Consider the following 12,750-nt stretch of genomic DNA (forward strand, 5'->3'; position numbering starts at 1 on the left):
GCTTTAAACCTCGGGGGGGCATGTGCTCCCCTTTTTTTTCGCACTGGGTTTGTGGCTGTTAGAAACTCATTCGCCACTGACCCGTCACGCCGTGGTTACGGCTGTCGGTGCCGATCTCGCCAGTGAGTCCGATGCCCAGGGTGTGTTTTGCTGACAATCCAAGGTCCAGCCCTGTATCGACCAGCAGGCTGTCACGATCCAGCGGCGCACCGGAAACGGTGAAGTTTTTTCCGCCCGTTACCAATCGTTGGCGGGTATCGCTGTAGACGTCCCCGTAAGTATGTTTCCAGCCGGCACTGAACCGTGGCGTCAGCTGCATGCCGTTATCCAGAGTGTTGAGCTTCGCCAGCCGCAGGCCGAACGTGCTGTTCAAATTGTTCTGCGTTTGACCGTGTACCTTCAGAGCCGCAGCGCCACCTTTTTCCGTGTAAGTGTCGCGTTGATAGCGCTGGTAGCCCAGGCTGGCAAACGGTTCGATGCTGACGTTCGTCCGCCCCAGGTTGTAACCCAATTCCGCAAAGGCCTGCTGGGTGTTGGCATCGTAACGGCCTTCGGGGCGGTCGCTGAAACCTTTGAAGGCAACCCGGCGTTTAGTGCTGCCATCGTGACTGCTGTAGGTCGCACCCAGGCGCAGGGACATTGGTCCGTTTTGACGCAGGGCATAAGCTCCCAAATGCCAGCTGTCGAGATCGCCGTCGAGTCCGCGGCTGTCCAGGCGCGTTTCGGATTTTCCGCTCATCACCCCGATGCGCCATTCTTCATCGATGCCCCAATCAGCTCCCAGTACCAGACCGTGGGTTGTGTGTTTCAGAGCGTCGTAGTCGCGATCCAGCGTTCCACCGTGACCCATTGCTTGAAGCCAGACTCGGCCATTGTCTTCGCTGCCGGCGGCCAGGCGTGGCGCATTGCGTCTGGTGGAATTGCTGTAGCTACTGGCGCTGTGCAGCTGACGCATGGCCGAGAGCATGGTCGCGCTGATTGGGCTGTCACTGTTCAGGGTCGCTTTCGCAAGGTTGGCGTTGTTGCCGCCGTCCAGCTGGTCGATGGCCTGGGAGGCTGTTTCGGTGGTGGAGGCAAGCAGGGCCGTGACAGCGGCGTTCGCGGTATTGGGAGGTGTCTGCGCCGTTGGACTGGCTTTGGGTTCTTCAATACTGCGGGCGAGTTCCCGACCGTTTTTGTTGGTCGCGAGACTCTCGAAAGGCACTTCGTTGCGAGCGTAGGTCAGGCGGACGGCCTTTTCGTCGCTGTAGTCCGGGGTGGCCGTCATGAATGCGAGATTGTTTTCAATATTGCCAAAATGCCCATCGACCTTGTCGGCCTCGATAATGGTGTACTGGGTGGTTTGCGGATAGTCACCCGATACTGCGACGATTTTCAGGGTGGCATTGCCGAGGCTGGCGGTGCCGTCGACTTTGATCGTCTCGTGACGGCCGTCGGGGTTGACCTCATAGGCCAGGATGGCCGAGTTGGACAGGTTCAAATTGCCTTTGACCCTTGGGGCGCCATGCAATCCATCGACGTTGACGCGGCCGGAGACATCCAGGCCGCCGACGGTGCCTGCACCTGCAAAAGTACCGCCGTGCGCGACTGTTACATGACCTTTAATGTCGCCATTGTTGAAGAGCTTTCCGACCGTAATCGCCCCACCTTCGATTTTCCCGTCATTGGTCAGGATGCCGTCATCGAGCACCACCACACCCTTGTTGAAATCTCCGGTACTGGTCAGCGTCCAGGATCCCTGCGAAACATACAGGCCGTTGAAGTTGCGGGTATTCCCCAATCGGCCACCGTCAGTTGCATCAAGCTGTATGACGTTGGTTCCTTTGCCGCCATCGACCCGACCTTCGAAGCTTCCACCATTTTTGACGATGATGAGGTCATCTCTATTTTCCGGTCTCAGGGAAGTACCTCGCCGAGCGGGCTGCGGCGCATCAATCACCGTTTGAAAGGTGGTGTCCGCCTCGATAAAGGCTAGAAGCCGGGTAAGCGGGTGCGGCTCAGTATCAAGCTGCCCGGTTACCTCAGCGATATTCGTCGCCTCAGCTTGCGCGGGTAGTTGTTGGGCGCTTGAAAATTCGGCGCAACCCAGCGCAAGCGCAATGGCCAGCGCCAGGTGTTGTGGTCGGTATTTGTGTTGAACGGGCATCGAGTACGGCCTCTTTTGATGGGAGGCCAAACTCTAAAAGTGAGGCTATAGGTGCCGATGTCAGCTGCTTCCGGCGGGCCTGCGGGGGGTGTCAGCAGGTTGTGTAGAAAATAGCCAGCCGCTTGAGGGCGGCTGTTTTTTGCCCATTTGAACTGGGCGCTTTTTCTTACAGTGAATCAGGACAAGGGGGCTGGCGCTCCAGCAAAAATGCATCTGTCGCGGATCAAAAAAAGCGCAGCTCTCGACGGCTCCTACCGGCTCACGTACGCCTTCCCGTAGTGCCGTTCCATCCGCGCCTGAATCAGCTCCAGTCCAATCGACATCAGCCAATAAATGATCGCCGCCGTCGTCAGCATTTCGATATAGCGATAGCTCGAGCGCCCGTACGATTGCGCCAGGAACATCACTTCCCAAACCCCCATCACCGAGATCAGCGACGAGTCCTTGAGCATGGAGATGAACTGGTTGGTGGTGGGCGGGATGATGGCGCGCATGGCCTGGGGCAGGGTGACGCGCCAGAAAATCACGGTTTCGCGCATGCCCAGGGCCAGCGATGCTTCGCGTTGGCCGTGGGGAACGCCGAGGATGCCGGCGCGGAAGATTTCGCTCAGGTAGGCGCCATAGTTCAGCGACAGGGCGATGATGCCGGCGGTGATGGCGCCCGGCACGACGCCCAATTGCGGCAAGCCGAGGTAGATCAGCAATATCTGGATCAGCAGCGGCGTGCCGCGAAAGAACGAGGCATAGAAGCTTGCGATGCCGAACGCCACGGCGCTTTTCGACAGTCGAGCCAGGGCCGTGATGAAGCCCAGCAGCGACGAAGCCACAATCGAGCATAGGCACAAGAACAGCGTCAGTGCCGCGCCTTGCAGAAAGCCGTTGGGCGCCAGGTGCAGGCCGATCAGGTTCGGCAGTTTGTCGAGGATGATCGAGAACTTCAGGTCGAAGCTCAGGAAGAAACTGGCGAACAAGCCGAACATCGCCGCCCAGGTCAGGTACAGCCGGGTACGGAAGCCGAAGACCCGTTGCAGTAATGACTCAGCCACCGGTTGCGGCGGCTGAGGAGGTTTGGGGAAGGAAGTCATTTGCTGATGTCGGCGCCGATCCATTTTTGCGACAGCTTGCTCAAGGTGCCGTCCTGTTTCAACTGAGCGAACACATCACGCACTTTGGCGTCCCACTGCGCGTCACCTTTTTCGATGGCCACCGAGTTCGGCTCCGAGTACAGCGGCTGGCCGGCGAGCTTGAAGCGCTTGTCTTCGTTCAGGCGCGGTTGCGCGGTGACGAGGTTGGTGAGGATCGCGTCCAGACGCACGCCAGCGCCCAGGCCCAGATCCTGGAACGCGACGTTGTCGGTGTCATACGGGGCGATCTGCACGTTCTCGAACGGGTACTGCAATTGAGTGTCTTCGGCGCCTTCGATCACCAGGTTTTTGTTCAGGTAGCTTTCATAGCTGGAGGCGCTGGTGAGACCGACTTTCTTGCCGCTCAGGTCTTTGGCGCTGTGGATGCTATCGTCCTTGGCATTGACCACGATCACGGCAGGGGAGGCGTAGTACTCGACCGGGAAGTCGAAGACTTCGGCGCGGGCCTTGCTCGGGGTCATGGAGCAGATGCAGATGTCGTAACGCCCGCTCCAGCGGCCGGCGGCGATCACATCCCAGGACGGCGTTTCCAGACGCAGCTTGACGCCCAGCTTGTCCGCCACGGCCTTGGCCACCTCAACGTCGAAGCCGTCGAGCTGGTTTTGATCGTTGAGGAACGAGAAGGGTGGATAGCTTTCCATCAACACGCCGACCAGTTCTTTCTTTTGCTCGATGCGATCCAGAGTGGCGCCGGCAAAGGCTTGGGTGGAGGCAGCCAGAATCGTCAGGCCCAGGGCCAGCAGCGGTTGAAATTTCACAGTTGATCCCTGAAAAAAAAGAGGTTGTTATTAACCGAGTGGTGCGTATTAAATAGTTATAAGAACGACTCTGATAGTGAGTTATTTTCATAAGCTTATGAGTGAAAAGCATATGGGCGCAGGGACGGTAATTCTGGATGGTGGCATGGGTCGGGAGCTGCAGCGCCGAGGGGCGCCGTTCAGGCAGCCCGAGTGGTCGGCGCTGGCCTTGAGCGAAGCGCCGCAGGCGGTGGAGGCGGTGCACGCGGCTTATATTGAAAGCGGTGCCAACGTGATCACCAGCAACAGTTACGCGGTGGTGCCGTTCCACATTGGCGAGGAGCGTTTCGCGGCTGAAGGCCAGGCCCTTGCGGCGTTGGCCGGTGAGCTGGCTCGGCGTGCAGTCGATGCTTCGGGCCAAGCGGTTCGTGTGGCCGGCTCATTGCCGCCGTTATTCGGCTCCTACCGCCCGGACTTGTTCGACGCTGCTCGGGTGACTGAACTGCTGAGCCCTCTGGTCAATGGTCTGGCGCCTCATGTCGACCTGTGGCTGGCCGAAACCCAGAGTTCGATCGTCGAAGCACGGGCGATCCATGCCGGTCTGCCGAAGGACGGCAAACCGTTCTGGCTGTCGTTTACCTTGAAAGATGAAGACACCGATGAAGTGCCGCGTTTGCGCTCCGGTGAACCGGTGGCTGAGGCCGCTGTGGTGGCGGCTGAGTTGGGTGTCGAGACTTTGCTGTTCAACTGCAGCCAGCCGGAAGTGATCGGGGCGGCGATTGATGCGGCGCGGGAAACCTTCGAGCGCTTGGGGGTGAAGATTCACATTGGCGCATACGCCAACGCCTTCCCGCCGCAGCCGAAAGAGGCCACGGCCAACGACGGTCTGGATCCGCTACGCGACGATCTCGACCCGCCGGGTTATCTGCAGTGGGCGGCCGATTGGCGCAAGCGCGGGGCCAGCCATTTGGGCGGGTGCTGCGGGATCGGGCCGGAGCATATTGCGGTACTTGCCCAGACATTAGCGTGATGCCATTCGCGGGCAAGTCGGATCACCGTGCCGCGATCCGACTTGCCCGCGAAGGTGTCGTCCGGGCGCCGAAGCTTACCCGCGGCACTCCGTCAACGTTTTCACCTGCCCCGATTCCGTCTGGTTTTCATCGCTCAACCACCGCTCGAACCCCGCCTGAATCGTCGGCCATTCCGAGTCCAGAATCGAATACCACGCTGTGTCGCGGTTCTGACCCTTGACCACCATGTGCTGGCGGAACACCCCCTCAAAACTGAACCCCAACCGCTCTGCTGCGTACTTGGAGCGAGCGTTGCCGTTGTTGCACTTCCATTCCAGGCGCCGGTAACCCAACGCAAAGGCTTCCCTGGCCAGCAGGTAAACCGCCTCGGTACTTTTCGGCGAGCGCTGCATCGGTGCGCCGAAGGTCACATGGCCGATCTCGATGCGACCCTGGGCAGGAACGATCGACATCAGGCTGAGCAGGCCCTGCACCTCGCCGCTGACACGGTCGATCACACTGAAGAAATACGGATCGCTGTTGGCCGCATGGTTGTTCAGCCAGTCATTGAACGCACTGCGTTCCGGGAAAGGACCGTAGGGCAGATAGTCCCAGAGTTTCGGGTCTGAGCCCGGGCCTTCCAGGGCTTTCCACAAACCGTCGGCGTGACGCGCCGGGTCGAGTTTTTCCAGGCGAATGAAACGCCCTTCGATCAGTTGGACCGAGGGCGCCGGAACGCCTTTCCAGTCTGCGAGTGAAGTCGACATGGTGTTCTCCTTGAACCTTAAAGGGCTTTGCGAAACTGGATGAAACCGGGCCGTTCGGCGATGCGCTCGTAGAGCTGGATCGCGGTGGCGTTGGTTTCGTGGGTCAGCCAGTGGACCTTGCAGCAACCGTCGGCCTTGGCTGTGCTGTAGACGAATTCGATCAGTTGCCGACCGACGCCGGTGCCACGAGTTTCGGGTGTCACCAGCAAGTCTTGCAGGTAACAGGAGTTTTCGATGCTCCAGTTCGAGCGGTGATAGATGAAATGCACCATGCCCACCGCTTTGCCGTCGACCCAGGCCAGCGCCCCGTGGGTCGGTTCGCTCGGGTCGAGCAGGCGCTGCCAGGTGCTTTGAGTGACCGCCTCGGGCAGCTCGGTGTTGTAGAAGCGCAAGTAGGCTTGCCACAACGGCAGCCAGGCAGCGTGATCGTCGGCGGTGACCTGGCGGATGTCGATCTGACTCATGTTCATTCCTTAACGCGTCAAAGTGGCAGGTACATGGAAAATTCCTTGGCGAATGCCTTCATCCTAGGCAGGCTAATGGTCTGTTGTAAGAGCCATTAATGACCAATTTCATAGGTCCATTGTCATGTCGAATACGCCGCTTCCCTCGTCGTTCAACCCGGCGGGTATCGAACTCGACCGCCGCCAGGGCCTGAGTCGACAGCTCTATCAAGCGCTGCGGGTACGCGTACTCGACGGACGATTGGCCAGCGGCACACGACTGCCGGCCAGTCGCGATCTGGCTACGGCCTTATCGATTTCCCGCAACAGCGTGGTTCGTGCCTACGATCAGCTTTACGCTGAAGGCTTCATCGAGGGGCGTGTGGGTGACGGGACTTACGTGGCGCAATTGCCTCAGGCGGCGTTGCCGGCGAAAAAATTATCCACAAAAGTATCCACAGGGTTTTCAACAGGGTTACCCACAACCTTATCCACAAATTGGCTGGATTTACCTGTTGTTCCATCCAGTAAAGTTATCCACAGCAGTGCTTTGGGGCGCGTTGAAAAGAATCATTTGGCTGTGCCGCCTGGTGGTCCGCCGCGCGCATTCAGGGTCGGCGTCCCGGCGTTCGATCTGTTCCCGTTCGAGGTTTGGGCCAAGCTGAATGCGGCTTTCTGGCGTAAGCCGGATTTACAGCAGCTGTGTTATGGCGACCCGGCAGGTGATGAACGCTTGCGCGGATTGATTGCTGCCTACTTGCGCAGCTCGAGAGGGATGCAGTGCGCCGCTGAGCAAATTGTGATCACCAGTGGCGCGCAGCAGGGGATCAGCCTTTGTGCACAGTTGCTGGTGGAGCCTGGCGATGGGGTGGGGATTGAAAATCCGGGTTATCGCGCTGCCGGCCATGCCTTCGCGGTAGCCGGTGCGCGGTTGCACGGTGTGCCGGTGGATGAGGAGGGGATCGACTGCAGCGCCTTGGCGCAGTTGAGCGATTGCCGGCTGGCTTACGTTACGCCTTCCCATCAATACCCGACCGGTGTGGTCATGAGTCTGGCCCGGCGTCTGGAACTGCTCGCCTGGGCCGAGGGCAACCAGGGCTGGATCATCGAGGACGACTACGATGGCGAGTACCGTTACAGCGGCGCGCCACTGGCGCCGCTGGCGGCACTCGATCGCCATGGGCGGGTGCTGTATGTCGGCACCTTCGGCAAGGTCGCTTTTCCGGCGCTGCGCCTGGGTTATCTGGTGCTACCGCCGGGCCTGGTGGACGCATTCGCGCAGCGTCGGGCGGTGGATGTGCGGCATTCCGAAGTGAGCACTCAAGCGGTGATGGCCGAGTTCATGGCCGCCGGGCATTTCCAGCGGCACATTCGCCGGATGCGGCGTGCCGCCCTCAGCCGTCGCAATTGTTTGCTGGGCGGCTGGCCGGCGGGGATGACCGGAGTGGGTAGCCTGCCCACCGTCTCCGCCGGGCTGCACCTGACGGTTTCGGTGGACAGCCTGGCCCGCGAACGGCGACTGATCGAACAAGCGGAAAGTGTGGGTGTGGAGATCAATGGCTTGAGCAACTATTGGCTACCGGACTCCAGGACACCAGTCGATCAGCGCGCCGGTCTGGTATTGGGTTTTGCGGCGGTGCCAGAGCCAGCGATAGAGTCGGCGCTGGCACGGTTGCGGCAGGTCTGGCGGGATTGAACGATGGCCTCCCGGTTTTTAAATGAACCGCTGATCTATGAAAAACACTGAGGCGGCGAGTGTGCGACTGATCTCGCCGCGATAAATGGCGATGAGTTCCTGATTGCTGCCACCCGCGCAGATCAAAGCCCCCCCTATTAGCCGTTGACCAAAAAAGACCCGCGATGGCGCGGGTCTTTGATTCACCGGGTGTTTCAGGTCCCGGACTTGATCTTGGTCCAGGCCCGGGTCCGCGCCCGTTCAGCATCGCGAGGCAAGGGTTGCAGGGTGTAAAGCGTGCTCATCGCCGTTTCGGTCGGGTACAGGTTCGGGTTGTTGCGAATCGCCGGGTCGACCATTTCCGTGGCGTCCTTGTTCGGGTTCGGGTAGCCGACGAAGTCGCTGACCGGTGCGATGACCTGGGGTTGCAGCAGGTAGTTGATGAAGGTGTAGGCGTCTTCCGGGTTTTTCGCGCCTTTGGGGATCGCGAGCATGTCGAACCAGATCGGCGCGCCTTCCTTGGGCAGGCGCATGTCGACGATCACACCATTCTTGGCTTCCTTGGCGCGGTTGGCGGCCTGGGAGAAGCTGCCGGAATACCCGACCGCGACGCAGATGTCACCGTTGGCGATGTCGGCCATGTACTTGGACGAATGGAAGTAGGTGATGTACGGCCGGATCTTCATCAGCAGCGCTTCAGCCTTGGCGTAGTCCGCCGGCTTCTTGCTGTTGGGGTCCAGGCCGAGGTGTTGCAGGGCCAGCGGCAGGATCTCCGAAGGTGAGTCGAGCAGGGCCACGCCGCACTGCTTGAGCTTGCTGATGTTCTCTTCCTTGAAGATCAGGTCCCAGCTGTTCACCGGTGCGTTGTCACCCAGCGCAGCCTTGACCTTGGCCGGGTTGAAACCGATCAGGATGGTGCCGTACATGTAGGGCACGGCAAATTTGTTACCCGGGTCGTTGGCTTCGATCAGCTTCATCAGCTTGGGGTCGAGGTGGTTCCAGTTCGGCAGTTTGCTGCGGTCCACTGGCTGGAATACGCCGGCTTCGATCTGCTTGGCGAGGAACACGTTGGACGGCACCACCACGTCGTAGCCGGAGTTGCCGGTCAGCAGCTTGGCTTCCAGCGCTTCGTTGGTGTCGAAGATGTCGTAGACCAGTTTGGTCTGGGTGTTCTGAGTCTTGAAATCGTCCAGGGCTTTGGGGGTGATGTAGTCGAACCAGTTGTAGACCCGCAAAGTACGTTCATCAGCATGGACGGCGCCACTGAGCAGCGTGGCGCAGAGCGCTGGAGCGATAAGACGCTTGAGTCTGTTCATTCTTCTAATTCCTCATTGGGCGCTTTCAAAACCTTCGAGAACGTTCACGGCGTTGATGCCGATTTCTTCTACCGCGTAACCGCCTTCCATCACGAACAGCGTCGGCTTGCCGAGGCCTGCGATGCGGGTACCCATCGCCAGGTAATCCGGGCTGTCGAGTTTGAATTGGGAGATGGGGTCGTCCTTGAACGTATCGACGCCCAGGGACACGACAACGATGTCGGCGCCGTACGTTTCGATCTCTTTACAGGCTTGCTCCAGCGCGGCGCTCCAACGGTCCCAAGCGCTGCCGGCGGGCAACGGGTAGTTGAAGTTGAACCCTTCGCCTGCGCCTTCACCGCGTTCGTCTTCGTAGCCGAGGAAGAACGGAAACTCGGCTTCTGGATGACCGTGGATCGAGGTGAACAGCACGTCGCTGCGTTCGTAGAAAATCGATTGAGTGCCGTTGCCGTGGTGGTAATCGACATCGAGGATCGCGACCTTTTTATGGCCCTGATCGAGGAACGCTTGAGCGGCGATGGCAGCATTGTTGAGGTAGCAATAGCCGCCCATCAAATCGCTGGCGGCATGGTGTCCCGGTGGACGGCACAGGGCGAAGGCACTGCGGGCGCCGCGCTGGATCGCCGCTTGGGCCGTGAGGGCAACTTGCGCTGCGCTGTACGCCGCTTGCCAGGTGCCGGCGGTAATCGGTGCGCCGCCGTCGAAGCTGTAATAGCCGAGTTGGCCGTGCAGGCTGGTGGGCATGATTCGGCGCAAGGTGCGGGCCGGCCAGGTGTAGGGCAGCAAGTCGCCGTCGGTATTGAATGCGGTCCAGCGCGCCCAGGCGCCTTTGAAGAAGTCGAGGTAGTCGCGGCTATGGATGCGCGCGATCGGATCAAGGCCAAAGTCTTTCGGCACTTCAACCGGGCCGAGGTTCTGGTCCTTGACCCGTTGCAATACGTGATCGGCCCGTGAAGGCATTTCGAAGCAGGGCATCAATTGCCCGTCCATCAATTCACAACGGCCGTGGTGCAGGTGGTGATCGTCCGAGTAGATCGTCAGCATTGTTGTTCTCCGCAGGCTGATTCGGTTTGAACACAGTCTTGCGGCAGGCGACGTTTGGGAGAACGGCAGGAAAGGCCAAAAGGGGATCTATGTGGCCAAAACATTTGACCGAAATTCGCCCCCCTGTGGTGAGGGAGCTTGCTCCCTCGCCACAGGGGCGGCTCAAGGGCGGAACTGGCTGGGCGCCACGCCACTCCAGCGCACAAACGCATGCCGGAAGCTCGCGGTCTCGCTGAACCCCAGTGCTTCGGCGATTTGATAGATCGGCAGTTGATCCTCGCAAAGCATGCGTTTGGCTTGCTCAAATCGCAGTTCATCGAGCAATTCCTGATAGCTGCATCCCAGGTCCTTCAGATGTCGGCGCAGGGTGCGCGACGAGCAATTCAGCTGTTCGGCCAACCCGTCCAGGCCTGGCGCCGCGCTCAGTTGCGCGGCGAGCAATTGGCGGATGCGCCCGAGCCAGGCCTGACGCCCGGTGAACTCGGTGTTTTGCTTGCGGCAGCGTTCGGCCATGGCCTGGTGGGTAATGGCGTCGGCCAGTGGCAGGGGGTGTTCGAGCCAGCGCTTGTCGAAGGCAAATCCGTTGGACGCTGCATCAAACTGCAACGGACAGTCGAAACGCTCGCTGTAGCGCGTCTGATAGTCCGGTGCCGGGTAATCGAAGCGAGCGCCAAGCAAAGGTAGAGGGTGGCCGAGCAGGTCTTCGCAGGTGACTTTCATCGAGACCAGGCAAAACTCGACATTGAACGGTGCCAGCGCGGGGTTTTCCCGATAGTCGCCCGCGGTGAGCCAGATGCGCTCGCCATCCTCCTCCAGGCTCAACTCGAACAGTGTTCCCAATAGCGCCGGGTAGTGCAGCGCCAACTGCAAGGCGTCACCTAAAGTGGCGCTGGTGAGTAAGGCGTACCCGAGCATGCCATAGGACGAAACGTGCATCCGCCGGCCCAACTCCAGACCGATATCGTGGCGCAGCGCGACGGCGTTGGCGCATACCAGCATCTCTTGATTGGTGGTGATGCGCGTGTCCGCCCGGCTCAGATCAGCCGCGCTGATGCCGCTGCCGGCCAACAACGCCTCGCTGGACAGGCCTTCGGCCTTGAAGGTGTTGAGCACCAGGGAGACGGCGTTGAGGGTGGTGAGGTGGGAGTGGAGCATGGAGTCTTCCAGCGTCGAGATGCTGGAACGGGAGCAAGTTATGTGCCCAACAACGATCTTGTGGGAGCGGGCCGTGGCGAGGGGGCTTGCCCCCGTTTGAGTGCGTAGCACTCACAAGATCTTTGGTACATCAGAGATTTTGGGGCAGCTTCGCAGCCCAACGGGGCGATGCGGCGTTCCGACAAGCCCCCTCGCCACAGACCGCTCCCACCAGGTTATGTGTTGTGTCAGCTCAGTTCGCCACACAGGTCGAGTTCGACCAGCCGCCGAACTTCAGCGGTTTCAAGCCCTGCACCGAGCAGCCCATGCAACTTGCCGAGCGCCGCCTCGCGAGTCATGCCGCCACCGGACAACAGGCCGGCATCGCGCAAGCGGCTGCCCGCCTCATACACGTCGAGCTTCACGCCACCCTCATGACATTGGGTGACCGCAACCACTACCACGCCATTGTCTCGTGCCCGTTCCAGGCTGGCGATAAACCCGGGGTTGTCGCTTGGTCCGGTACCGCTGCCATAACATTCCAGCACCAGACCCTGAATACCGCTGTTGAGCAGGCCATCCAGTTGCTCGGCGCCGATGCCGGGGAACAACGGCAGCACCGCGACCTTCGCCAGTTGCCTTGACTGGTTGTAGTTCAGTTGGGCAGGTATCGAGGAAGCTTTCACGCCGCCGCCCTGACGCTCCAGTCGCTTGAACGGATGACGACCGAAACTGCGAACCTTGGCGCAGCGGGTCGGGTCGAGCAGTTCGCCGTGGAAGTACAGATGAACACCCGGCGCCAGGCCTTGGCCAAGGGCACCCAGTGCACCACTGATGTTTTCCCAGGCATCACTGTCGGTCACGCCGGCCGGCAGCATGGAGCCGGTGAAACATACACGGGCGTTCAGGCCGAGCAACTGGAAGCTCATGGCCGCGGCACTGTAGGCCAGGGTGTCGGTGCCATGCAGGATCAGCACGCTGTCGCAGCCCTGGGCATCAACGGCGTCGACCACCGCTTCACGCAGTTGCTGCCAGTACGCAGGGGACATGTTGGCGCTGTCGATCAGTGGCGACATCTCGCGAAAGCGCCACTGCGGCACCACCAACTCAGGCTGGCTGTGCAGGTAGTCGCGCATCCGCGCTTCGAAACCGGACGCCGGGGCCAAGCCGTGGGCACTGGCTTGCATGCCGATGGTGCCTCCGGTGTAGAGCACCATGACGTGCTGCGCGGCAGGGTAAGAGGCGGAATTCATTGATGGGTCTCCTGGACGAATGCACCTTGCGCCGCAGCATGCCTGCGTGCGCAAGGTGTGTCACGTCGAGTGGCAGGACG

11 protein-coding genes are annotated in these 12,750 nt (G+C 60.4%); 2 read left to right on the top strand and 9 right to left on the bottom strand.

Going from position 1 to position 12,750, the window contains the following annotated elements; all coding sequences use genetic code 11:
- Window positions 1–58 precede the first annotated feature (58 nt).
- The 3 genes from AC1DQM_RS09395 to AC1DQM_RS09405 form a co-directional block, all read right to left on the bottom strand.
- Window positions 59–2,146, bottom strand: a complete 2,088-nt coding sequence (locus AC1DQM_RS09395) for an autotransporter outer membrane beta-barrel domain-containing protein (protein WP_064621158.1) — start codon at window positions 2,144–2,146, stop codon at window positions 59–61.
- A gap of 251 nt (window positions 2,147–2,397) precedes the next feature.
- Complete coding sequence (locus AC1DQM_RS09400) at window positions 2,398–3,231, bottom strand: amino acid ABC transporter permease (RefSeq protein ID WP_018927374.1); 834 nt, start codon at window positions 3,229–3,231, stop codon at window positions 2,398–2,400.
- Window positions 3,228–4,049, bottom strand: a complete 822-nt coding sequence (locus tag AC1DQM_RS09405) for an ABC transporter substrate-binding protein (RefSeq protein WP_477746071.1) — start codon at window positions 4,047–4,049, stop codon at window positions 3,228–3,230. Before AC1DQM_RS09405 ends, AC1DQM_RS09400 begins: the two co-directional genes overlap by 4 nt.
- Window positions 4,050–4,161: 112 nt before the next feature.
- On the opposite strand from AC1DQM_RS09405, the gene AC1DQM_RS09410 reads away from it, so the two are divergent.
- Window positions 4,162–5,058, top strand: a complete 897-nt coding sequence (locus tag AC1DQM_RS09410; protein WP_477746239.1) for a homocysteine S-methyltransferase family protein — start codon at window positions 4,162–4,164, stop codon at window positions 5,056–5,058.
- Window positions 5,059–5,133: 75 nt separating this feature from the next.
- Here the strand turns inward: AC1DQM_RS09410 and AC1DQM_RS09415 are convergent, their stop codons facing one another.
- Both AC1DQM_RS09415 and AC1DQM_RS09420 read right to left on the bottom strand, forming a co-directional pair.
- A complete protein-coding gene (locus tag AC1DQM_RS09415; protein ID WP_477743539.1) occupies window positions 5,134–5,805 on the bottom strand; it encodes a GNAT family N-acetyltransferase in 672 nt (223 codons plus the stop codon).
- Between the two features lie 17 nt (window positions 5,806–5,822).
- The gene (locus tag AC1DQM_RS09420; RefSeq protein WP_018927378.1) at window positions 5,823–6,269 is read right to left on the bottom strand and encodes a GNAT family N-acetyltransferase; all 447 of its coding nucleotides are present in this window, start codon (window positions 6,267–6,269) and stop codon (window positions 5,823–5,825) included.
- Window positions 6,270–6,393: 124 nt separating this feature from the next.
- On the opposite strand from AC1DQM_RS09420, the gene pdxR reads away from it, so the two are divergent.
- Window positions 6,394–7,944 carry a MocR-like pyridoxine biosynthesis transcription factor PdxR gene (gene pdxR / locus AC1DQM_RS09425; protein WP_477746072.1) on the top strand — a complete coding sequence of 517 codons (1,551 nt, stop codon included), beginning with the start codon at window positions 6,394–6,396 and terminating at the stop codon, window positions 7,942–7,944.
- A gap of 194 nt (window positions 7,945–8,138) precedes the next feature.
- On the opposite strand, the gene AC1DQM_RS09430 is transcribed toward pdxR, so the two are convergent.
- The 4 genes from AC1DQM_RS09430 to AC1DQM_RS09445 form a co-directional block, all read right to left on the bottom strand.
- A complete protein-coding gene (locus AC1DQM_RS09430) occupies window positions 8,139–9,239 on the bottom strand; it encodes a polyamine ABC transporter substrate-binding protein (RefSeq protein WP_477746073.1) in 1,101 nt (366 codons plus the stop codon).
- Window positions 9,240–9,251: 12 nt separating this feature from the next.
- A complete protein-coding gene (locus AC1DQM_RS09435) occupies window positions 9,252–10,283 on the bottom strand; it encodes a histone deacetylase family protein (protein WP_018927381.1) in 1,032 nt (343 codons plus the stop codon).
- Between the two features lie 162 nt (window positions 10,284–10,445).
- Window positions 10,446–11,438 (bottom strand): AraC family transcriptional regulator, encoded by a 993-nt coding sequence (locus tag AC1DQM_RS09440; protein WP_477746074.1) that lies wholly within the window; start codon window positions 11,436–11,438, stop codon window positions 10,446–10,448.
- Window positions 11,439–11,665: 227 nt separating this feature from the next.
- Window positions 11,666–12,670, bottom strand: a complete 1,005-nt coding sequence (locus AC1DQM_RS09445) for an asparaginase (RefSeq protein ID WP_477746075.1) — start codon at window positions 12,668–12,670, stop codon at window positions 11,666–11,668.
- Window positions 12,671–12,750 lie beyond the last annotated feature (80 nt).

It is taken from the genome of Pseudomonas sp. 01L34 (assembly GCF_056400265.1).